The sequence below is a fragment of the Alkalibacillus almallahensis genome, assembly GCF_011761495.1.
Lineage (GTDB): Bacteria > Bacillota > Bacilli > Bacillales > Alkalibacillaceae > Alkalibacillus > Alkalibacillus almallahensis.
In genome coordinates this window covers 84,143-107,533 of the sequence record NZ_JAASRU010000009.1, presented here as the reverse complement: position 1 = coordinate 107,533, position 23,391 = coordinate 84,143, and the positions used below count along the sequence as shown (strand labels likewise).

General features: G+C 40.9%; 20 protein-coding genes. All 20 read right to left on the bottom strand.

Annotated elements, in window-relative coordinates; genetic code table 11:
- Positions 1–94: 94 nt before the first annotated feature.
- On the bottom strand, positions 95–1,738 hold the full coding sequence (locus FHR85_RS09415) for an FAD-dependent oxidoreductase (protein ID WP_167262636.1): 1,644 nt from the start codon (positions 1,736–1,738) through the stop codon (positions 95–97).
- Positions 1,739–1,764: 26 nt separating this feature from the next.
- Positions 1,765–3,258, bottom strand: coding sequence for a glycerol kinase GlpK (gene glpK / locus FHR85_RS09410; RefSeq protein ID WP_167262635.1), 1,494 nt, complete (start codon positions 3,256–3,258; stop codon positions 1,765–1,767).
- Between the two features lie 132 nt (positions 3,259–3,390).
- A complete protein-coding gene (locus tag FHR85_RS09405; protein ID WP_167262634.1) occupies positions 3,391–3,900 on the bottom strand; it encodes an acyltransferase in 510 nt (169 codons plus the stop codon).
- A 5-nt stretch (positions 3,901–3,905) separates the two neighbouring features.
- Positions 3,906–4,544: a pyrophosphatase PpaX gene (gene ppaX, locus FHR85_RS09400; protein WP_167262633.1), complete on the bottom strand. Its 639-nt coding sequence runs from the start codon at positions 4,542–4,544 to the stop codon at positions 3,906–3,908.
- The gene (locus FHR85_RS09395; protein ID WP_167262632.1) at positions 4,541–5,494 is read right to left on the bottom strand and encodes a nucleoside recognition domain-containing protein; all 954 of its coding nucleotides are present in this window, start codon (positions 5,492–5,494) and stop codon (positions 4,541–4,543) included. Before FHR85_RS09395 ends, ppaX begins: the two co-directional genes overlap by 4 nt.
- Positions 5,495–5,512: 18 nt before the next feature.
- Positions 5,513–6,415 (bottom strand): prolipoprotein diacylglyceryl transferase, encoded by a 903-nt coding sequence (gene lgt / locus FHR85_RS09390; RefSeq protein WP_167262631.1) that lies wholly within the window; start codon positions 6,413–6,415, stop codon positions 5,513–5,515.
- Between the two features lie 13 nt (positions 6,416–6,428).
- Positions 6,429–7,361: an HPr(Ser) kinase/phosphatase gene (gene hprK / locus FHR85_RS09385; RefSeq protein ID WP_341770954.1), complete on the bottom strand. Its 933-nt coding sequence runs from the start codon at positions 7,359–7,361 to the stop codon at positions 6,429–6,431.
- A 256-nt stretch (positions 7,362–7,617) separates the two neighbouring features.
- On the bottom strand, positions 7,618–7,974 hold the full coding sequence (locus FHR85_RS09380) for a phage holin family protein (RefSeq protein WP_167262629.1): 357 nt from the start codon (positions 7,972–7,974) through the stop codon (positions 7,618–7,620).
- Positions 7,975–7,987: 13 nt separating this feature from the next.
- Positions 7,988–9,043 (bottom strand): DUF4097 family beta strand repeat-containing protein, encoded by a 1,056-nt coding sequence (locus FHR85_RS09375; RefSeq protein WP_167262628.1) that lies wholly within the window; start codon positions 9,041–9,043, stop codon positions 7,988–7,990.
- 70 nt (positions 9,044–9,113) lie between these two features.
- A complete protein-coding gene (bshB2, locus tag FHR85_RS09370; protein ID WP_167262627.1) occupies positions 9,114–9,806 on the bottom strand; it encodes a bacillithiol biosynthesis deacetylase BshB2 in 693 nt (230 codons plus the stop codon).
- Positions 9,807–9,818: 12 nt separating this feature from the next.
- Positions 9,819–10,169 (bottom strand): YojF family protein, encoded by a 351-nt coding sequence (locus FHR85_RS09365; protein ID WP_167262626.1) that lies wholly within the window; start codon positions 10,167–10,169, stop codon positions 9,819–9,821.
- Between the two features lie 12 nt (positions 10,170–10,181).
- Complete coding sequence (gene uvrA / locus FHR85_RS09360; protein WP_167262625.1) at positions 10,182–13,034, bottom strand: excinuclease ABC subunit UvrA; 2,853 nt, start codon at positions 13,032–13,034, stop codon at positions 10,182–10,184.
- 5 nt (positions 13,035–13,039) lie between these two features.
- Complete coding sequence (uvrB, locus tag FHR85_RS09355; protein WP_167262624.1) at positions 13,040–15,022, bottom strand: excinuclease ABC subunit UvrB; 1,983 nt, start codon at positions 15,020–15,022, stop codon at positions 13,040–13,042.
- Positions 15,023–15,429: 407 nt separating this feature from the next.
- Entirely contained in the window at positions 15,430–16,644 is a 1,215-nt protein-coding gene (locus FHR85_RS09350) for a PDZ domain-containing protein (protein ID WP_167262623.1), read from the bottom strand.
- Positions 16,645–16,788: 144 nt separating this feature from the next.
- Positions 16,789–18,309, bottom strand: a complete 1,521-nt coding sequence (locus FHR85_RS09345) for a S41 family peptidase (RefSeq protein WP_341770953.1) — start codon at positions 18,307–18,309, stop codon at positions 16,789–16,791.
- 151 nt (positions 18,310–18,460) lie between these two features.
- Positions 18,461–19,882 carry a murein hydrolase activator EnvC family protein gene (locus tag FHR85_RS14505; protein WP_167262621.1) on the bottom strand — a complete coding sequence of 474 codons (1,422 nt, stop codon included), beginning with the start codon at positions 19,880–19,882 and terminating at the stop codon, positions 18,461–18,463.
- 46 nt (positions 19,883–19,928) lie between these two features.
- Positions 19,929–20,822 (bottom strand): permease-like cell division protein FtsX, encoded by an 894-nt coding sequence (gene ftsX / locus FHR85_RS09335; protein WP_167262620.1) that lies wholly within the window; start codon positions 20,820–20,822, stop codon positions 19,929–19,931.
- Complete coding sequence (ftsE, locus tag FHR85_RS09330; protein ID WP_167262619.1) at positions 20,812–21,498, bottom strand: cell division ATP-binding protein FtsE; 687 nt, start codon at positions 21,496–21,498, stop codon at positions 20,812–20,814. The genes ftsX and ftsE overlap by 11 nt, the downstream gene beginning before the upstream one ends.
- A gap of 385 nt (positions 21,499–21,883) precedes the next feature.
- Positions 21,884–22,213 carry a c-type cytochrome gene (locus FHR85_RS09325; protein WP_167262618.1) on the bottom strand — a complete coding sequence of 110 codons (330 nt, stop codon included), beginning with the start codon at positions 22,211–22,213 and terminating at the stop codon, positions 21,884–21,886.
- Between the two features lie 50 nt (positions 22,214–22,263).
- Positions 22,264–23,368 (bottom strand): peptide chain release factor 2 gene (gene prfB, locus FHR85_RS09320; protein ID WP_167262617.1). Its coding sequence is split into 2 segments (ribosomal slippage): positions 22,264–23,295 and positions 23,297–23,368, totalling 1,104 coding nucleotides; the frame shifts between segments, so codons are not numbered across the junction.
- Between the last annotated feature and the right edge of the window lie 23 nt (positions 23,369–23,391).

Genomic DNA, 23,391 nt, shown 5'->3' with positions numbered 1-23,391 from the left:
ATATATCAGCGAACGCCGTTATTTTCTGGATGGCGCCGTTATTTTCTGGATGGCGAAAAAGATCCTTGGCTTCGTCGCCAAGGATTTTTTCATCTCATCTATTGAGTTCTGCTTCAGCAATCATTTGATCAAGACTTTCAATATAAATCTGATATTCTTTTTCAGTCCAGTCTAATAGGTCATACATCTCATCAATAACCGCTTGTTTATAAACTTTCACTATCTCAATATTAAAAAATAAATCTCCTGTTCTCCGAATGAAGAAGTCTTCTGGTTTGTAGATAGCCTCTTTTTCGATCGTATAATGCAATTCAGCTAATAAGGCGCGAAGTAATTCATCATCTTCCTCTAATTCTAAATAATGATTTAGCACTTCCCCGGCATTAGCACCGTAGCGATTGAGCCAAGTGAGCATTGTCTTTTTGTCGATATTTTGTTGATCAGCTGTATGAATCATTTGCTGCGTCCATTCGGCGAACCCTTTTGAGCCGCCAATGTCTCCACCTGCAATCGGTTGGTGTTTAGTCTTGGATGTCACATATGGGCGCCCGTCGATTTTTTTCAATTTTGAGCTGACCCGATTAACAATTTCTTCGGCCATTTTACGGTAACCTGTTAATTTGCCGCCTGCGATGGATAGTAATCCAGAATCTGATTCGAGCACTTCATCTTTACGAGAAATTTCTGAAGGATCTTTCCCTTCTTCATGAATGAGTGGTCGAATACCAGCCCATGTGGACTCAATATCATTTTCAGTCAGATGAACATCAGGGAACATTTGGTGAATGGCATCCAGTATATAATTTTGATCTGATTCTGATACATCAGGGTGTGCTAAATCTGATTCATAATGAGTGTCGGTCGTGCCAACATACGTCTTGCCTTCGCGTGGTATCGCAAAAATCATTCGACCATCAGGCGCATCAAAATAGATCGCTTGTTGCAAAGGAAACTTTTCTTGATCAAAAACAAGATGGACACCTTTCGTATGATAAAGATGTTTTCCTTTATTGGATTGATCCATTTTGCGGATTTCATCAACCCATGGGCCCGTCGCATTAACAACATAATGACTATAAACGTCATGGACCGAATCATCCGTGCGGTCACGTACTTGAACGCCAATAACTTTCCCATCATTATATAAAAGTTGTTCGACTTGCATATAATTAAATGATTGCGCCCCAAACTCTACTGCTTTCTTCATGACTTCCATCGTTAGTCGTGCATCATCTGTTTTGTACTCCACATAATAACCACTACCTTTAAGACCATCATGTTTTAATAACGGTTCACGTTTTAAAGTTTCATCAACCGACAACATTTTTCGGCGCTCACTTCGCTTTACACCTGCTAGAAAGTCATAAACGCGGAGTCCTATATTGCTTGAAAACGGACCAAAATTACCGCCTTTATAAAACGGGAGCATCATCCATTCAGGTGTCGTAATATGTGGACCGTTTTCATAAACAATTTCACGTTCTTTACCAACTTCAGCGACGAGTTTAATTTCGAAGTTTTTTAAATAACGTAAGCCACCATGAACAAGCTTCGTCGAGCGACTCGATGTACCAGCGGCGAAATCCTGCATTTCTAAAACAGCGACATCCATTCCACGAGTAACAGCATCTAAAGCAATCCCTGCTCCAGTAATGCCACCTCCAATGACGATTAAATCGAATGAATGATTTAATGATTGTATGTTATATGATCGTTTTTGATTAGTAAATGTCGTCACTTCATCTCATCCTTTCTGACTGACTATTACGATGTAAAGACTTGAGTCGCTTTTACAGCACGTTTCCATCCGTCATATTTTGCTTCTCTGACATCGTCATCCATTTTCGGTTCAAAAATTTGATCAACGTTCCATTGTTGGGCAATTTCGTCTTGGCTCTCCCAAAAACCAACGGCTAATCCAGCTAGATACGCTGAACCTAATGCCGTCGTTTCGTTCACAACGGGACGCTCGACTTCGACGTTTAACATGTCACTTTGAAATTGCATGAGGAAATCATTTTTGACAGCACCGCCATCAACCCGCAATGATTTAAGCTGTAAAGATGCATCTTCAATCATCGCATTCACAACATCTTTCGTTTGATAAGCTAAGGATTCAAGTGTCGCTCGGACGACATGTTCTTTTTCAGAACCTCGTGTTAAGCCAAACATCGCACCGCGCGCTTTACTGTCCCAATATGGCGTTCCGAGTCCAACGAATGCTGGAACTACATAAACACCGTCCGTTGATTCTACACGCTGCGCATAATCTTCACTCTTTGGTGTTGAGTCAATTAAACGTAAGCCATCACGGAGCCATTGCAGTGCGGAACCTGCGACAAAGATGCTGCCTTCTAATGCATAATCGACTTGACCATCAATGCCCCAAGCTAGCGTCGTCAGCAACCCGTGATCAGAAGAGACAGCTTCCTGGCCTGTGTTCATCAGCATAAAGCAACCTGTGCCGTACGTATTTTTCGCCATGCCTTTGTCAAAACAAGCTTGCCCGAATAACGCCGCTTGTTGATCACCACACGCACCAGCAATCGGAACTGATTCACCTTGGAACTGATAACCAACAGTATGACCGTAAATTTCTGAGGAGTTCGTGACAGTTGGTAGCATGTTCTTCGGCACATCTAAGTGGTTTAGTAATTCCTCATCCCACTCAAGTTTATGAATATTAAACATCAATGTTCGTGAGGCATTGGAATAATCTGTGACATGGACCTCGCCACCAGTCAATTTATAAATTAACCATGTATCAATCGTTCCGAACATTAAATCACCTTGCTCAGCCCGTTCGCGAGCACCTTCAACACGATCTAAAATCCATTTCACTTTCGTCCCTGAAAAATACGGATCTAACAACAAGCCTGTTTTGGAGCGAAAAGTTTCTTCTAAACCTTGTTCTCGTAATTCAGTACATATATCTTCGGTCTGACGGGATTGCCAGACAATCGCTTTATGAATTGGCTTACCTGTATAACGATCCCAAACGACTGTCGTTTCACGTTGATTCGTGATCCCTATACTTACAATTTGTGAAGCATCGATATCTGCTTTCCGCAAAACTTCTGACATGCAGTGTTGTGTGGATGTCCATATTTCATTGGCATCGTGTTCAACCCAGCCTGGCTTCGGGAAATACTGTTCAAATTCCTGTTGAGCGACTTCGACGATTTGACCGTCATGATTAAATAAGATGGCTCTAGAACTGGTTGTTCCTTGGTCAATCGACATAACGTATTGATTCATATGTAATCCTCCTTCAAGGCAACTGTATCACTAGTCTATTCTACTTTATTCCTGTCTGGTAACATTTTCAAACATAAAAAACGCTACATGAATATGACGTGTTGGTCTCGTTCATGTAGCAGTAGGATTAACTTATTCTTGTTGTTTCGCTTCACGTTCTTCCTTGGTATAAATGATTTGCATCGGATTGCCTCCAACAAATGCACCAGCTGGGACATCTTCATGCACAAGTGTGGCAGCTGAAACGATCGCACCATCACCAATTGTCACACCTGGCAAAATCGTTGTGTTCGCTCCAATCATCACATCATCACCAATTTCAACGTCACCGAGACGATATTCATCAATGAGGTACTCATGCGCTAAAATCGTTGTGTTATAACCAATCACACAGTTTCGTCCAATTGAAATTTTCTCAGGAAACATGAGATCAGGCATAACCATTAAAGCCAGAGCTGATTCCTTTCCAATCGACATTCGTAAAAATGTACGGTAAAGCCAATTTTTCACACCTAACCATGGGGTGTAACGCCCCATTTGAATGGCGATGAAGTTTTTACACACTTTTAGAAATGAAACGGTTTTATACATCTGCCATAGTGAGTTTGCTTTCTTAACTGGATAGCGCGTTGTTTTGCGCATGGGCTTCACCCCTTTACGATATCGAGTAAATCGCTCATATCATCTAAAATATAATCAGGATTGAACGATTGAACATAATCGCGTCCTTTAGCAGCCCAGCCAACAGCAGCCGTCTTGACACCAGCATTTTGGCCCGCTTCAATATCATGTGAATTATCACCAATCATGATCGTCGATTCTACATCGCCATTTAACGCACGCATCCCTCGTAGGACGGGATCAGCTGACGGCTTTGCTTCTTCAACATTATCAAGACCTATAATCACATCGAAAAATTCATCCAACCCAGTCAGTTCAAGCCCTTTTTGAGCCGAACTTTGAATTTTTGTCGTGACAATCGCCATTGAATAGCCATCTTCATGTAATTCACGAATTGCCTCATAAACGCCATCATACATCTTAATATAAGCATCATGATTCGATAAATTATGTTCACGGTATGTCGCCATCAATTCATCGACCTGATTTGGATCAACCTTCTCCATCGTGTCACGTAAAGGTGGCCCAATAAACGGTAAGATTTCATCACGCGAATAATCGCGGTCTGTGTGTTTTTTTAACGTATAGCGAAACGATTCGACGATAAGATCATTTGAATCAATTAATGTGCCATCTAAATCAAATAATAAGGTTTTAATTGTCATGTTGGGACATCCTCTCTAACTGAATCGACTTGTTTATTTTTCTCAAGTCGGTTCCAAATATAAGCGACGAGCGCTGTTAAGACAATGGCTGATGTTAAACGAATGAGTAAGAGTGGCCAAACGGGTATACCGAGTGGAATAAACACAAGTGTATCCTCGACAACCGCGTGACATGTCACCAGAAAGATTAAGACGAGATACATATCTTTTTTCGAAACCCCATCTTCTTTAACAGCCTGAATCATCATGCCCGCACCATAAGCTAATCCAATCGTCAGTCCAGCGACCAGTGTCATCGACGCATTGCGTTGGACCCCGATTAAGCGAGTCGCTGGGCCAATTTTATTCGACATCCAATCAAGCCATTTACGATCACGTAACCACTGGATTCCGACCATGAGCGGAATGACAATGGCCGCCAACTGCACAATACTGAGTGCTGCGGTTTGAAAGGCGGTTAACGTAATATCGACCCATCCCGACGGTTCAGGTCCCTCATTCGATATAAGGCCGTATTGCGCTTGTTCACCGCCACCTTGCCAGAATAAGTTAATTAAAATAGCTGAAATGGTCGCTAAAAAGACGCGGACGCTCACGATAATCCAAAAATTAACCCCTACTTTGGATGCGACAGCTGATTCGATAATCAAGTTGTGGGAAAAGGATAGCATGACCGCCAAAATAAAGACTTCTTTTACCGAAAAATCAAAACTAACAATAGCTCCAATTCCGGCGTATAAGTTAAGCAAATTTCCTAACACAATAGGCACAGCCGCTTCACCTGGTAACCCTAAAAATTTCATAACAGGTTCCAGCCAACTCATGAATAGTGGAAAAAGCGGCGTGTAACGTAAAATCATAACGATGACTGTAATTGGGAAGATGATTTTACTTAAAGCCCACGTGACAGAAAAGCCACTTTTAAAGCCGTTTTTTAATGTTGCTCCCAATATGGAAAACTCCCTTTTTTATTTCTTCTTTTTCTTATTCGATTTCTTCTTCGATTGTTGTTTATTTTTTGGTTTTGGATTTCCGTGTTGATCCAATGGTGTACCATCGTATAAAACATTGTCATAGCCATGTTTCCGGCGGTGGTATAGAACATAAAGACTGCCAACGATTAATAAAATCGAAATTAATTGAGCGACACGTAAATCGCCAACTAAGTATAAACTATCTGTTCGCATACCTTCAATAAAGAAACGTCCAAATGAATACCACATGACATAGGTTAAGAAAATCACTGCACGACGCGGATTCACTTTATAGCGTAAGACAAGTAATAAGACGATGCCGAGTAAGCTCCACATCGATTCATATAAAAACGTCGGATGATGATAAAGCCCATCCACACACATATTATTCATGATCCAGTCCGGAATATATTGATGGAAGTTTTGATAAGCTGATTGAGAAATTGGACCACCATATGCTTCTTGGTTCATGAAATTACCCCAACGGCCAAGCATCTGTCCGAACAATATACTCGGAGCTGCAATATCCGTGACTTTCCAGAAAGACACATTTTTAATTTTCGTATAGAAATAAGCGACTAATACAGAAGCAATTAAAGCCCCGTGAATCGCCAATCCACCTTGACGAATATCAATGACTTCGATTAGCGAATTATAGCTATCAAATTCAAAAGCCACATAATATAATCGTGCACCAACAATGGCTGCTGGAATCGCATAAACTAACAAATCAACGAAGAAATCCTTATGTAGATTCAGTCGTTTACCTTCTCGTGTCGCCATGATTAAACCAATAAGCGCGCCTAACATGATTAAAACGCCATACCAATAAATTGGAAAAGGCCCTAGTTCAAGAAAGACACGATCATAGGGTTGTTGCGTACAAGCTTCGTACATAGATTAACGCTCCTTACTCTATTTCATTGTGATCCACATCAATAACGGAATTCAGGCGTTGCGAGAATTCTTCTGCTGTATTGACGCCCATGCGTTTAAGTCGGAAATTCATTGCTGCCACTTCAATAATAACGGATAAGTTACGACCTGGCCTTACTGGAATAACCGATTTTGGTAAATCAACATCCATAATCTTCATCGTGTCTTCATCTAGTCCAAGTCGGTCATATTGCTTCTCTTCATCCCATAATTCTAGATTAGCGACCAATGAAATTCGTTTAAAATTACGGACAGCTCCAGCACCGAAGAGCGTCATAACATTAATAATGCCTAGCCCGCGAATCTCAAGTAAATGCTCGATTAAATTCGGGGGATTCCCAATTAGTGTATCATAATCTTCTTGGCGAATCTCAACGTTGTCATCTGCCACAAGACGATGTCCTCGTTTGACCAACTCAAGTGCTGTTTCGCTTTTTCCTATTCCGCTATTACCTGTAATTAACACACCAACACCGTATATATCGACCAAAACGCCATGAACAGCTGTCGTCGGTGCAAACTTCGTCTCTAAATAATTGGTTAATCGACTTATGACCTGTGTTGTTTTATGCAACGAACGCATAACAGGTACACCTGCTGCATCAGCTGCCTCTATTAGGGTTGGAGGCACATCCATCGCACGGGTGATGACAATACCTGGTGTCACATCTGTGCACATTTTTTCCATACGATCTTGAACTTCTGGTTCGGTGAGATCATATAAAAATGACAATTCCGTGCGCCCCATTAATTGTAGGCGTTCTTTTGGATAATGGGTGAAATAACCCGCCATTTCCATACCTGGTCGTGATATATCACTTGTCACGATTTCGCGGTGAATCCCGTCCTTTCCAGCAACGAGCTCCAACTCAAACCGTTCAATTAAATCTTGTGTTCGGACCTTCACAAACGTCAATCCTCCTCAAAAAACACTCTTCTATACAGTTTACCATATCGCTCCTTTTGAGAAATCCATTTTTACTTGAAGATTTTATGATTGTTTACCGAGATTGTTAAACAATCTCGAACCATTGTCTAACAGTTCGGCATGATTATGAAACATTTCAAGTAGATTATCGAACAAAGACGCGCGATTGTTAAACAATCGCGCGTCTTTGTTCGATAAATCACTATATGAAAAAATCACGACCGGGGCCGTGATTTTACTTAAACATCTGCTTTAGTAGATTTTGAAGTAAGGCGTTTAGGATCGAAATAATAATTGCTGCTAGGATTGCCCAACCGAAGCCATCAATGACGAATCCATCACCAATTAACCATTGCGTGAGCATTAACGTCAGGGCGTTGATGACGAATAAAAACAATCCGAGTGTGACAAACGTAATCGGTAATGTGAAAAATACAAGGATTGGTCGGACGATCACATTTAAAATCGATAAGATTAGTCCCGCTAATAACGCCATTTCAAATCCATCAACTTGAAAAGCATCAATTAATTCAGATACGGCTAAAATTGCGACCGCATTGACGATAATTGCTATAAGCCAATTTTTTAACATCATGAAAACTCCCTTATGATTGCTTCACTTTAATTTGCCCCGTCTTCGTTGCCAATTGCACATCACAACGAGGCTCTTCGCTTTCTGAATGGAAAAACTGCGTTTGGCGTTTCGATTTTTGTTCACCAAGTTCTTGTATGGTCACATTATTTAAGCCAATATCAACACTATTCCAACTTGTATAAGCGCGACCATTCACACGTAAATCATCTGGGACATGTAATAAAATCGTACCTGTTGTCACGTTAAGATCAATACGCTTTGCATTTTCTTCATCAATTAACACTTTAGCAGTTCCTGTTACGACATCAACATCTAGTTCATCTGCTTTACCATCAAAGTGAACAGAGCCAACGACCGTTTCAAGTTTCGCTGTTTCACAAGAGACGTCGTCACATTTAACGGAACCGTGCCTTGTACCTAATTTCAGTTGATCTGCTTCATAACCTTGTAATTTAACGCTTCCATTCACGGTCTGCACATTGGCTTCTTGGCTCTTGAGATCAAACAATTTCACTGAGCCACTAACCGTTTCAATCGCCATTTGTTCATAAGTTGTCTCAGGTAAGTATACGGTCGCGTTCACATACATATCTTTACGACCTTGTTCAAGTGACAATTGATCGTCTTGTACCATGACATTGATCGCTTCATCAAAAACCTTCTGTGCTTCGTTCGCATCCGTCTGATTAAACACTTTACCTTCCAGTTTCACTTTAATCACATGATCTTCAGAAGGTTGGACATTAATCGCACCATTTTGCCAACCGACCGATACATTTCTCACAGCGTGATCATCAAAATGAAATAATCGGTTTACTTCTTTTGGATTTACCCGCTGAACAGCATCGCCAACAAATTGGCCTAAGCCCTCTGCTAATTGTTTCATATCACGTTTAAAACGTTTGCCGAAATTCGACGACTGCGATTGTGATTGATCTTCACTCGTTTGTTCATCAGCATTCTTCTGTTCACTATTTTCAAGCTCATTTAACATCTCATCGGCTTCTTCAGATGTTATATGACCTTCTTCTAATAGTTCTAATATTTTACGACGTGATGCACTCATCAGTTGAGCCTCCTTTAGATCGATCATTTATAATATGCTCGTTCCCAATGATGAGCGAGCTGAAACATGTTTATGAATCAACCTGATCGACATCGACCTTGTAAAATGTTTCATAACGCAAGCGTTGCAAGGCACTATCGTATTCACCAGTGAAATTCGAGCTCTCTTGCATTTTACGAAGCATACCTTCAGCTTGTGATTTATGCGACTTAATCGCCGCTAGCTTACGATCAAAAACAGATTCTGTGTCTAACACAATATCCGGCTCACCTAAGCTAGCTTCACGATCATTCGAGATCGCTGTCGCCCATACTTCTGGACGGTTATCTTCATCCATTTGGCGAACTGCTTCGAACGCGGCAGCACCCATGGCATCATGATCGGGATGGACCGCATAAGGAGGATAAAATGTAATAACTAGCGTTGCACCAGCAGCTTCAATTCGCTGTTTCAAATCATCAGCCATTTCGTATTTTGATTCAAATTCTAATGTTTTATCACGATAGCCAAGCATGACTAAATCCATATCTAGCACGTTACACGCATCAATTAATTCTTGTTTACGAATCTCTGGTAATGTTTCACGGTTGGCGAAAAATGGGGTCCCCATATTACGTCCCATTTCACCTAAAGTCCCGCATAAGTATTTAACAGGCACCCCTGCATCGCGGAAGTTTAATATCGTTCCTGAAGTACCAAATGATTCGTCATCAGGGTGTGGGTATATAACGACTACTTGTTCGTGTTTTGCAAAATCGACCATTGTTTCTCCCTCCTACATCTTAAATGGTGTTCGACTAATTTCTAATGCAACCATTAGACGGCCTTCACCATCATGACCAGCCATTAAAAGTTGATCGTTGTCGTTCATTTCATAATCTGTGATTCCTTCTGCGTAAATCCAGCCGTTTGTTTTTAAGCCGACACGGTAGGTGCCATCTGATTCTACGATGGTTCCGCGTTCGTATGTGATCTCGGCATTGCGAATATAAGCCCCAACATTGTGGGCATTCGAGTCGAAGTGTTTCGCATAAGCGCCGTTTGTTGTTTCTAAGTGAATATAAACGGGTTCATTCGCAAATTGATCGAGTAGTGTTTGGACGTGTTCCATATCAATGGCTTTCATAGTTAGCCTCCCTTATGTCGTTAACTGTTCTTTAGTTAATTCACGGTCGCGTTCTAGTACTGTTTTTAAATAGCGACCTGTGTGTGATGCCTCGATTTCAGCGACTTCTTCTGGAGTTCCAGTGGCAATAATCTCACCACCGCCATCGCCGCCTTCTGGGCCTAAGTCGATGATATGATCCGCTGTTTTAATTACGTTTAAATCATGTTCAATAATAATCACGCTATCACCATTTTCAACGAGGCGTTGTAAAACCATCAGTAATCGTCTAATATCATCGGTATGCAAACCAGTCGTTGGTTCATCTAAAATATAGAGCGACTTACCATTCGTTCGGCGGTGTAATTCGCTGGCTAGCTTCACACGTTGCGCCTCACCACCTGATAACGTCGTCGCTTGTTGACCAAGCTTCACATAACCAAGCCCCACATCATAAATCGTTTGTAATTTACGTTTGATTTTCGGGATATTTTCAAAGAATTCAAGTGCTTCTTCAACGCGCATTTCGAGTACGTCAGCAATATTTTTGCCTTTATATTTCACTTCTAGCGTCTCACGATTATAGCGTTTTCCATGACAAACTTCACAAGGCACATACACATCTGGTAAAAAGTGCATTTCGATCTTTATAATCCCGTCACCTTTACAAGCTTCACAACGGCCACCTTTGACGTTAAAACTGAAGCGACCTTTCTTGTAGCCACGCATTTTGGCTTCACTTGTTTGCGCGAACACGTCACGAATATCATCAAACACGCCAATATACGTCGCTGGGTTCGAACGTGGTGTCCGACCTATAGGCGACTGATCAATATCGATCACTTTCTCTAAATGATCCAGTCCATCGATCGCTTTATGAACGCCAGGTTTTGTTTTACCACGGTGGAGCGTTTTCGATAATGTTTTATATAAAATATCATTAATTAACGTACTCTTACCTGAACCTGAAACACCTGTTACCACGGTCATCAAACCAAGCGGAATCGACGCATCAATCGTTTTAAGATTATTTTCCGTTGCTTCACGAATCGTTAGCTGACGGTCTGAATCAATCGGTCGACGTTCACTAGGTAATGGAATGAACTCTTTCCCGCTTAAATACTGACCTGTAAGCGATTCAGGCTGATCCATCACTTCTTGAGGCGTGCCGCTCGCGACGATCTCGCCACCTTGCGCGCCCGCACCTGGTCCGACATCAATTAAATAATCGGCTGATAACATCGTATCTTCATCGTGTTCGACGACAATTAATGTATTATCAAGGTCGCGCATCTGTTTCAGCGTTTCGATCAAGCGATCATTATCACGTTGATGCAACCCAATCGATGGCTCATCTAGCACATAAAGGACGCCGTTTAAAGCCGATCCAATTTGTGTCGCCAACCGAATACGCTGAGCTTCACCACCTGATAATGTGCCAGCTGAACGGGAAAGATTTAAGTACTCTAAACCGACATTAATCAAGAACGACAAGCGATCTTGAATCTCACGCACGATCATGTCGGCAATTTTTCGGTCCTTTTCACTTAATGATAAATCTTTCACCCATGCTAAACTTTGCGTCACACTTAATTCCGTTACTTGACCGATGTGATTCTGAGAAAGCTTAACAGCAAGTGCTTCTTCGTTTAAACGATAACCATTACACGTCGGACACGGCGATTGTGCCATATATTTCTCCATTTGTTCACGAATAAAGCTCGAACTCGATTCTTTATAACGACGCGCAACATTATTTAAAACACCTTCAAAGAAAATCCAATTCTCCCGCACTTGTCCGCGCTCGTTTTCATATCGGAAATAAATCTTCTCATCGCCACTGCCGTTCAAAACTTTTTCCAGTTGCTCTTCTGGTAAGTCTTTAACCGGGGCATTCATATCGATGCCATAGTGCTCGCAAACAGATTGCAAGAGTTGCGGATAGTATTGCGTTGAAATCGGTTGCCACGGGGCAATCGCATGCTGACTAAGTGATAAATCCCAATCTGGAATGACTAGCTCTAAATCGACTTCGAGTTTTTGGCCGATGCCATCACAAGTTTTACAAGCGCCCAACGGATTATTAAATGAAAATAGGCGTGGCTCTAGTTCGGTAATCGTAAAACCACATTCTGGACAAGCATGATTTTCATTAAACAATAGATCTTCCCCATCGATTAAATCCATGATGACTTGTCCTTCACTGATCGACAGTGCTGTTTCAATCGAATCACTCAAACGACCTTCAATGCCTTCCTTTATGACAATCCGGTCGACAACGACTTCAATCGTATGTTTTTTATTCTTTTCAAGTTCTATTTCCTCGGAAATCTCGCGCATCTCACCGTCAACACGTAGGCGAACATAGCCTTCTTTTTTCAAGTTTTCCATCAAGCGCTTGTGTTCACCTTTTCGGTCTGAAACGACGGGTGCCAACACTTGCATTTTCGTGCGTTCTTCAAGTTGCATGACTTGATCGACCATCTGTTCAACCGTTTGCGCCGAAATCTCTATGCCGTGAATTGGACAGATCGGCTGCCCCACACGCGCGAACAATAAACGTAAGTAGTCATAAATCTCCGTAACCGTTCCGACGGTCGAACGCGGGTTATGACTTGTCGTTTTTTGATCGATCGAAATGGCTGGTGATAACCCTTCAATCGCATCGACATCTGGTTTATCCATTTGCCCTAAGAATTGTCGAGCATAGGCTGACAACGACTCCACATAACGTCGCTGCCCTTCCGCATAAATCGTATCAAACGCCAAAGATGACTTACCTGAACCAGACAAGCCAGTCATGACGATAAATTGATTTTTCGGAATGGTTACGTCAATGTCTTTTAAATTGTGTGCTCTAGCGCCTTTTACCGTAATAGATTTCATTTCGTTCACCCTTCCGCTTTTAACTCAAGCATGGCATCACGTAATTCCATCGCACGCTCGAAATCAAGATCTTTAGCTGCTTGCTTCATTTCCGTTTCAAGCTGATCGATCATTTCGGCTTTTTCGTCTTTCGATAAATTCTTATACTGTTCAGCAACGCTCGTGCTTTCACCTTCATCTTCACTATCATACGTCGCCTTAATCACATCACGGATTTCTTTCTTGATTGTCGTTGGTGTAATGTCGTGTTCCTCATTATAAGCGATCTGTTTTTCACGACGACGATACGTTTCATCGATCGCCACTTGCATGGAGTCCGTCCTTTTATCCGCATACATAATCACGCGACCTTCCGCATTACGCGCTGCGCGCCCCGTCGTCTGAATAAGCGACCGTTCGGAACGTAGGAAGCCTTCTTTATCCGCATCTAAAATCGCGACCAGTGACACTTCTGGTATATCGAGTCCTTCACGTAACAAGTTAATGCCGACTAAGACGTCATATTTCCCTAGCCTGAGATCACGAATAATCTCAATTCGCTCCAGCGTTTTAATCTCAGAATGTAAGTAAGCGACTTTTATCCCCATTTCCTGAAGATAGTTCGTTAAATCCTCAGACATTTTGATGGTTAGTGTCGTTACTAAGACACGCTCATCTCGCTCAGACCGTTTATTAATTTCTCCGATGAGGTCATCAATCTGCCCTTTAATCGGACGAACCTCAATTTCCGGATCAAGCAAGCCTGTCGGACGAATAATTTGTTCAACCATTTGTGGTGAATGTTCACGTTCATAAGGCCCAGGTGTCGCCGAAACATAAATGCCGTAATTAATATGCTTTTCAAACTCTTGAAACGTTAACGGACGGTTGTCCATCGCAGACGGCAAACGGAAGCCATGATCGACTAGCGTCTGCTTACGCGCTTGGTCACCATTAAACATCCCACGAACTTGCGGTAATGTAACATGAGACTCGTCCACCACGATCAGTGAATCATCTGGAAAATAATCGAGTAATGTATAAGGAGTCGAGCCAGGTTCACGGAACGATAAATGACGTGAATAGTTTTCAATCCCTGAGCAGAATCCCATTTCGCGCATCATTTCCAAGTCATAATTCGTGCGTTGCTCTAGACGCTGCGCTTCAAGTAATTGATCATTCGCTTTGAAATGCGCTAGCTGTTCTTGAAGTTCCTGTTCAATATTTTTAATTGCTTTTTTCATCTTTTCTTCACGTGTGACGAAGTGTGATGCTGGGAAGATTGCAACATGATCACGATCGCCGAGAATTTCACCTGTTAACGCATCCACTTCACGAATTCGATCAATTTCATCACCGAAAAATTCGATTCGGATACAATGCTCTTCCCTTGATGCTGGGATAATCTCGACTGAATCGCCTCTAACCCGAAATGTCCCACGCTGAAAGTCAATATCATTACGCGCATACTGGATATCAACCAATTCACGTAATACTTGATCACGCTCTTTTTCCATCCCTGTCCGTAAAGATAAGACAAGCTCGCGGTATTCCGTTGGCGAACCTAAACCATAGATACACGACACACTCGCCACGATCAAGACGTCATTCCGTTCAAATAAAGCTGATGTCGCCGAGTGTCTTAACTTATCAATTTCGTCATTAATGCTCGCATCCTTTTCAATATATGTATCGGAATGCGGCACATAAGCTTCAGGCTGATAGTAGTCATAATAACTGACAAAATACTCGACAGCATTATTAGGGAAAAACTCTTTAAATTCACTATATAATTGACCAGCAAGCGTCTTATTGTGCGCAATGACGATGGTTGGCCGATTGATTTCTGTAACCACATTGGATACAGTAAACGTTTTACCTGTCCCTGTAGCACCGAGTAATGTTTGGTGTTGCTTACCTTCACGCACACCATTCACAAGCTCCTTAATCGCTTGCGGCTGATCACCTTGAGGTTCAAATTGCGACTCTAATTGAAATGCTTCCGCCACATCATCAACTCCAGTTTAAGAAAAGTTTCTATTTACATATTGCATGATTATTTATTGTTGTTCCATTAGTTTTTGTGCACATTGCGTCAAAATCTTGATTGCTTGCGTCAAAGAGCATTGGTGTTGCATCAATTTTTAAATAGCTTGCTTCAGATTTTGATAGTCTTGATTCAAAATCATGTCTGCTTGCACCAAATTTCGTTATAGTTGCACCAAACACTCAATTTCTATAATCATTTCCAGTATAACATAGACGAACACCCGTTTGTATAGATGCCCGGAAAACACAGTCATATCATAAGCATATTTTGTCATTGGATTGATTGCAAAGAATATGATTGTACATGGGTTTTGTCCAATAATAAAAGAAAATCTCATTCTGCTTAAGCAAAATGAGATTCACCTAGCTATTCCATTGTTAATGTTTCTGTCGCTTGTAGTGTGAATCTTGGACGTTCTTTTACAAAGATAAAGCCAAGTTGATGGTCTTCACCTTCATGAATAGGGCGTTGGACGAATTTCGTTTCACCGTTAAGGTCTTGAACATTCAATTTGCAATAGGAACGATTTTCACTCATGACATCGTAAAATTCATGTTCATTCTGCACGGGCACATCATGTACGCGTTCGATTTTTTCACCAACGAACACATCTAATTCATCTGCTGGTGACCCTGGTATAATACCAGCAATCGTAATGCCATCTGGTTCAGGACGAAAGATTGGGCGACGTTCGCGGTCAAAGAAGCGAATCATTAGACTGATGAAAGCACGTGCCACAACAGCAAAGCCGACGACTGAAATCAGTACATACGGAACTGACATCAGTGGAACGAACACACCAGCTAATAGAATCGTTAATAATAACACACTCAAACCAATTCGCTTAGCACCCTGTTCACTGAACACACCGCGGAACATTTGAGAAAATCCAATGATATATGGAAACAGCACGAACTGGATATTGACTGAATCCATCGCAAACATCGGCCACCAGGCAAATGCGTCACTCAATACTAATGTCCCACCTGGTAGCGGAAATAGTAACGGAACTAGCATTAACCGACTCGCTCGATGGGCTATAACATTTTTTCCTCGGTCACCTGACTGTAATTGCGGAAAAGTTAACGCCCGTTTTGTCGTCATGACTAAAATCACTTCGGCCAATAATAATGCTAGTAAAACGTAAACCATTGCATCTAAGGGCACTTGATATAAGCCTTCGCTAATCGATTCGTTCCAGACGACCACATCAAATTGTTCTAACAACCATACCGTTACGATTGTTACACCGAGCGTATATGCAGGGGATAATAGAGCTAATTGTCCCGTTAACATCATCACAAGTGTGACAATCGTTAACAATAATAGCCACTCCCACGTCACAACAACGCCAATTAAAACGAGTCCAATTGACACCAACAAACCTATTCCAAGTCCGATCAACCACGTTCCACGCCATTCAGCATGCAGTGGAAAAATTCGATGTCCAAACTGCCGGCGATCACGTTTAATCCGTAAATTTCCTAATAAAAATGACAACACAATTGCGATATAAAGTAGTGGTTGTGCAAAAAACCAAGCTATGCCTAGTCCAATTTCAGTTAACCATGTTTGCCACATCTAAATCCCCCCTTATACGACATCTTAATCACGTTTATTTTTCGTTATCTTAATGAGAATTCCTGCTTGATCATCTTAAACAGCCTGATTGCCCTAACTCATCTAGGTAAAAAAGATGACCCACTCTGGAGTCATCTTTAACTTTTACTCATATAATGCTTCAATCGCACGTTGCAACTGAACATCATTTTCAGGATTTGAGACGGCATCTAAGATTTGTTCTTCGAGTATGCGCTCTGTTTCATCATTAAGAGCTCCCGTGACATCTAAACTGTTTTCCTCTTGGAAGTTCTCTACAGCTGATTCGGTACTACGGTCGAAATAACCATCTGTCCGAGAAACCTCATAACCTAAACCATCAAGCATCTGTTGAAGTTTCTCGACCCCATCACCAGTCATGTCATACTCAAGCGTATCGTCTGATTGAATTAAAGTAGAATAGAAATATTCTGGTTGACGTTGTTCAATCGTTGGGTCAACACCTTGATCTTGAATACGATTACCATCTGGTGTGATCCAATCATAAACCGTTAGCTTCAGCATACCATCACCTAACGGCATCGTTTGTTGGACTGTCCCTTTACCAAAGGTTGTTTCACCGATTAATTCGTAACCGTTCACTTCATTTAATGCTGCTGCTAGAATTTCAGAAGCACTCGCACTACCCCGATTAATCACAACTGAGATTGGATAATCTTTCTTCTCGCCACCGTCAACGTAATAAGGATCTCGTTCACTATCATGACGTTTTGTATAAACAAACGGATTCTCATCTGTCATGAAATGCGATAACATTTGTTGAACCGCATTAAATAAACCGCCTGGATTCCCTCTTACATCTAAGACTAATCCATCAATGTTCTCGTCTTCTTCTAAGTATGTTAATTCTTCTTCAAATTCTTTTGCTGTTCCTTCACCGAATGACGTGATTTCTAAAACGCCAACAGTATTGCCCTCATATTCTTGAACACTTGAGGTAACTGTTTCTAATGGAATTTCATCACGAGTGATTGTAACATCAAACGTCTCTTCTTCACCAGGACGCTGAATCGTTAATACAACATCGGTCCCTTTTTCGCCGCGAATAATTTGAACAGCTTCATTAACCGATTGATCTTCAACTGATTCACCATCTACAGCTAAAATCCGATCATTGGGTCTTAACCCAGCTTCTTCTGCAGGTGAGTCGGCGATTGGCGAAACAACTGTAATATAACCATCACGTTGAGTCACCTCTGCACCAATACCCTCAAATGAAGATTCGAGCGATTGATTAAACTGTTCCGTCATGTCTTCGTTCATATACTGACTAAACGGGTCATCTAAGGCGCTCACAACCCCTTGAAGCGCTCCCTCATACAGGGTTTCCTCATCAACATCTTTGAGGTAATATTCTTCGATTGATTGGACTAAATTATCAATTTGCGATAATTCTTGTGGCGTATCACCATTTTGCTCTGACTGGTTGTTATCCGATTCCGACGACTGTGCTTCATCGGATTCACCGTTAGATGATTGACCCTCTTCATTCGAAGCGCTTTTCTCTTCAGTTGATTCACCATCAGCTACAACCGAAACAACTGTTGCCGAAATAGCGCCCCCGACCAAAAAGGCTGCCAAGATTACTAGGATTAAAAACTTTCGACTTATGTTCAATTCTTTCACCACTTTTCGTTAAATCGATCACTAAAATCACGGCCATCGTCAGTATCGACGGACTATTATTTCATTATAACATAAAAGCATCACACATAAGGTGCGATGCTTTTAAAATTAAAAAGTGTCTTAATAGATATTGTGTGTATAGTCGCTATCTTTAAAAACCAAAGTATCGAAGCGGATCGATTGCATTCGTTTTCCCAGAATTCCAACTACCACGATGCAATTCAAAGTGTAAATGTGGTCCAGTTGAACGACCCGTCGAGCCCATATTTCCAATTTGTTGGCCACGCTCAACCGTTTGGCCCGTACTTACATGAACTCTAGACATATGAGCATAAACCGTATCATATGTGACACCGTCAATATTATGGGTAATAAATACGACGTTTCCGTAAGAGCTACTGCGATAAGATTTATACACGACGCCACTTGCTGCAGCGTAGATTGGAGTCGTCTTATTACTGCTACCAGCATCAATACCATTATGTGTGCCGCCACGAGTACCAAAGCTATCTGTTAAGTAACCGTTCAATGGGCGCATGAATTTACTGCCAGTATCTGCTGGTGGAGCTCCACCACCTGAATTACTTGAAGCACTTGAATTCCCTGAGTTTCCAGAATTCTGCTCAGCCTCACGTTGACGTTCACGTTCACGTTGTCTCTTTCGTTCTTTGGCTTCTTCTTTCGCTTGAGCCAATGCTGCTTCACGATTACTTAGTACTTCTTGCTCTTCAGCTAGTGACATTTTATGATTGTGCATTTTTTCCTGCTCTTCTTCCAAGTTAGCTAAAATGACTTCTTGTTCTTCTTTACGTTCATCCAAGTTCGCCACTAGTTGATCTAGATCGTCTTTTTGCTTAACAAGTGTTGCACGTTTTGATTCCATTTCTTGCTTATTTTGTTCAACAGTCTTTTTGTTTTCTTCGACCTGTGCTTTTGATTCTTCGACTTCTGTCATGGTTTCTTCTAGCTTCTTCTTATCAGCAAAATGCTCGTCCAAGATATTTTGGTCTTGATCCATCACCTTGCTAACAGCTGATGACCGACTAATTAAATCACCGAAATCACTAGCCCCCATAAGGACTTCTATGTATCGAACCGAGCCGCCATTTTTCTGCAATGTGCGGAGTCGATCCTTTAAGACAACCTCGCGTTCTTCAATCCGTTTCTTCGTTGCTTTAATCTCTTCTTCTAATTGTTTGATTTCAGCTTCTAATTCTTTAATTTCATTCTCAAGTTTCTTAATTTCAGTTTCTAACTGACGAATTTCAGTTTCTGTTTGCTCAATACTTAATTCTTTTTCACGAATTTCAAGTTCAGCTTTCTCGATTTCGTTATTGATTTGAGCTAACTCGTCCTCAGTTTCAGACTTCTCAGATTCTAATTCTTCTAACTGACTTTGTAGATTTTCTAGTTCACTATTAATCTCTTTCTTGTTTTCTTCAACTTCTTTTAAATCTTCTTCAATTTCCTCTACTGAATCATTTGCTTCAGCCGTAGTTGTTCCTGACCAAATCATCACGCCAGTAATTACGACTGTTAACGTTAAAAAAGCCAACCACTTTTTCGTCAACATTGTTTCTCCCCTTCTTTATTGTTTGGATTGATAGATTAATAAGTTATTAGATCCGTAAGAATTTACGAACACTCATGACACTTCCCCAAATGCCGATAAAAGCACCAATTCCAAGTAACATTAATGATAACTGCCATGCAAATGGATTCCATGGTAGCAATTCAATAAATTCAAAGTTTAAGCGGTCATTCAGATTGACATATAGGAAATGATAACCTACTAAAACAGCTGTAACTGGAATAATAGATCCGATCACACCCGTTAATAATCCTTCAACGAAGAACGGACCACGAATAAAACTATTTTTTGCGCCTACTAAACGCATAATACCAATCTCTTCACTACGTGCATTGATTGTCATCTTAATCGTATTCGAAATAAGGAATATCGCCGTTAATAATAAAGCAGCAATGAAGCCTATCCCTATATAACGAGCATATTGATTGAACTGTAGTAAACGATCAACCGTTGCACTACCATATTCAACACTTTCTACTTTATCAATTTGTCCGATTTGATCTGCGACTGGTGATAGATCTTCAGCATCTTCTGTTTGAATCACAAAAACGTGATTGAGTGGATTATCCTGTTCAAAGAGTTCCCAAGATTCACCCTCTTCGCCGAGATCATCAATTAAGTTTTCTAACTCTTCTTCTTTAGAAGAGAATTCATAACTTGTAACTTGAGAGATTCCTTCGATTTCATTACCAATTGATTCAACTTCTTCATCATTTGTATTCAACTCTAAAAACGCTCGAATTTCAGCGTCAGATTCAATGTTTTCAGCTACTTGGTTTAAGTTTAGAATTAAAATCAAAAAGGCTGCGACTAACACTAATGTCGTTGTTACGGCGCCAACAGCTGCAACCGTCATCCAACTATTTCGTATTAAATTCTTTGCTCCTTCTCTTACGTGTCTTCTCAATGTACTAATCTTCATAGCCGTATTCTCCTCGATGCTCATCTCTGACAACTTGTCCATTTTCCATCGCAATCACACGTTTACGGATTGTATTCACAATCTCACGGCTGTGCGTTGCCATAATGACCGTTGTACCTGTGTCGTTGACTTCTTCAAAAATACGCATAATCTCCCATGATGTATCTGGGTCTAAGTTACCAGTCGGCTCGTCCGCGATTACAACTTTAGGATTGTTTACAATGGCTCTCGCGATCGCGACACGCTGCTGTTCACCACCTGACAATTGCGCTGGAATAAATCGAGCTTTATGCTTTAACCCAACTTTATCTAAAACTTCCATCACGCGACGACGAATCTTACGTGGATTCTCTTCAATCACTTCAAGCGCGAAAGCAACATTTTCATAAGCTGTCATCTTGGGTAAAAGTTTAAAGTCTTGATAGATAACGCCAATACTTCGACGTAAATATGGAACCTGTCGCTTTTTGATGCTGCCTATATCGACATGATTTATTTGAACTTTTCCGTCCGATGGCACTTCTTCATGGTACATTAATTTAATAAATGACGACTTACCAGCACCACTTTGGCCAACAACGTAAACAAACTCACCGTCTTCAATCTTGGTCGTAACACCACTTAAAGCTGTTACGCCATTATCGTAAACTTTATGTACATTCTCCATTTCAATCATACTATTTCACCATGTTCCCCCCGTTGCCTTAATAAGCAACTCTAATAATTTTTCTATTGAATAAACGATTACCAAATGACTGAATCGATCAGTGTCTGATTGGTAAACCTATCTAATTTCACGATTTATAAAATATTATAACATGTTTAAGTCGAATTATCTGCGGATATAATATTACATTTTCTTTTCAATTGCGATATCTTTTGTAAAAATACTGGTTATCATTGGATGAAAAACGCCAATTTGCTCGAAAGGTGATTAGTTTTAATATCGGTTCATTCTAGTAATTTATGAAGTTATTTCTGAATCGTTATTTATGTTTTTCATAAATTTGGACATAAAAAATCCCTAACAACCACTGCTAGGGATTCAGTCTTTCAAAACTTTATTGGCTTAGGACATAGTCTGCAATTTGTGAAGCTTCATCTTCGCTTACATCTTGTGCAGGCATGCTTCCTTTACCTTCAGTGATGATCGTGACAATTTCGCTTTGATCATAACTGTCACTTGCATTCGTTAAATCTGGGCCTGTACCACCAGTTAAGTCACCACCGTGACAAGATGCACAGTTTTGTTGGAATAGTTCTTCACCTTGTGCTGTTTCATTTGCATTGCCTTCTTCACTTCCACCATCAGATCCACTGTTATCGCCACCGCCACAAGCGGCTAAGATCATCATGAAACTGATAAATCCAATTAACAACCATTTTTTCATGTTATGCCCTCCTTATGCTTTACTATATATGTTCCCAAAACGCTCAAAAATTAACCATCAATTTTCGAGCGTAAATAGGCATTAATAAATGGATCAAGATTTCCGTTCATCACAGCTTCAGTATTCCCGATTTCAACATTCGTGCGATGATCTTTGACCATATTATAAGGATGAAAAACATAAGATCGGATTTGACTTCCCCAACCAATTTCCTTCAATTCACCACGAATGTCATCTATTTCTTGCTGCTGACGTTCAATCTCTCGCTGATACAACTTCGATTTCAACATTTTCATCGCTTGTTCACGGTTCTTAATCTGTGACCGTTCAGCTTGCGATGTCACGATGATATTGGTTGGTAAGTGGGTAATGCGAACAGCTGAATCAGTTGTGTTGACGTGCTGACCACCTGCACCACTAGCTCGGTACGTATCAGTTTTTAAATCATCTTGATTGATTTCAATTTCAACTTCATCATTAAATTCCGGCATGACATCCAAGGACGCAAATGATGTATGACGACGGCCCGATGAATCAAACGGCGAAATACGAACGAGGCGATGCACGCCTTTTTCTGCTTTCAAATAACCGTAAGCATTATGCCCACTAATCTGCAATGTGACACTTTTCACACCTGCTTCATCACCAGGTAAATAATCGAGCGTGTCCACTTTAAAGCCTTTGCGTTCTGCATAACGAGTATACATGCGTAGTAACATTTCTGCCCAATCCTGTGATTCCGTGCCACCAGCGCCTGGGTGAATTTCAATGATCGCATTATTTTGATCATACTGTTCGCTTAATAAGATATTAAGTTCAAATTGATCAATTGCTTGACGCGTTTTTTGGACTTGCTCTTTCAAGTCCTCGAATAGTTCTTCGTCTTGCTCTTCTTTAACAAGTTCATAAGATACTTCTAGGTTCTCAACACTTTCAACTAAGTGATCATAACCTTGAACAAGTTCTTTTAACCCGTTCGTTTCACTAATCACCTTTTGCGCTGCACTCGGATCATCCCAAAAAGACGGATCCGTCATTTGGTTTTCTAATTCAGCAATTCGATCGCGATAACTCGTAAAGTCAAAGAGACCCCCTGAAATTGTCGAGTTGCTCTTCCATTTGGTTTAATTCATTGCGAATATCTGCTAAATCCATAACGTATTTTGTCACCTCTAATA

Bases quoted from the DNA above. Each gene is read 5' to 3' on its own strand.
- glpK (WP_167262635.1), bottom strand. From the start codon at position 3,258: ATGAATCAATACGTTATGTCGATTGACCAAGGAACAACCAGTTCTAGA.
- FHR85_RS09405 (WP_167262634.1), bottom strand. From the start codon at position 3,900: ATGCGCAAAACAACGCGCTATCCAGTTAAGAAAGCAAACTCACTATGG.
- ppaX (WP_167262633.1), bottom strand. From the start codon at position 4,544: ATGACAATTAAAACCTTATTATTTGATTTAGATGGCACATTAATTGAT.
- lgt (WP_167262631.1), bottom strand. From the start codon at position 6,415: ATGTACGAAGCTTGTACGCAACAACCCTATGATCGTGTCTTTCTTGAA.
- FHR85_RS09380 (WP_167262629.1), bottom strand. From the start codon at position 7,974: ATGTTAAAAAATTGGCTTATAGCAATTATCGTCAATGCGGTCGCAATT.
- FHR85_RS09375 (WP_167262628.1), bottom strand. From the start codon at position 9,043: ATGAGTGCATCACGTCGTAAAATATTAGAACTATTAGAAGAAGGTCAT.
- bshB2 (WP_167262627.1), bottom strand. From the start codon at position 9,806: ATGGTCGATTTTGCAAAACACGAACAAGTAGTCGTTATATACCCACAC.
- FHR85_RS09365 (WP_167262626.1), bottom strand. From the start codon at position 10,169: ATGAAAGCCATTGATATGGAACACGTCCAAACACTACTCGATCAATTT.
- uvrA (WP_167262625.1), bottom strand. From the start codon at position 13,034: ATGAAATCTATTACGGTAAAAGGCGCTAGAGCACACAATTTAAAAGAC.
- FHR85_RS09350 (WP_167262623.1), bottom strand. From the start codon at position 16,644: ATGTGGCAAACATGGTTAACTGAAATTGGACTAGGCATAGCTTGGTTT.
- FHR85_RS14505 (WP_167262621.1), bottom strand. From the start codon at position 19,882: ATGTTGACGAAAAAGTGGTTGGCTTTTTTAACGTTAACAGTCGTAATT.
- ftsX (WP_167262620.1), bottom strand. From the start codon at position 20,822: ATGAAGATTAGTACATTGAGAAGACACGTAAGAGAAGGAGCAAAGAAT.
- ftsE (WP_167262619.1), bottom strand. From the start codon at position 21,498: ATGATTGAAATGGAGAATGTACATAAAGTTTACGATAATGGCGTAACA.
- FHR85_RS09325 (WP_167262618.1), bottom strand. From the start codon at position 22,213: ATGAAAAAATGGTTGTTAATTGGATTTATCAGTTTCATGATGATCTTA.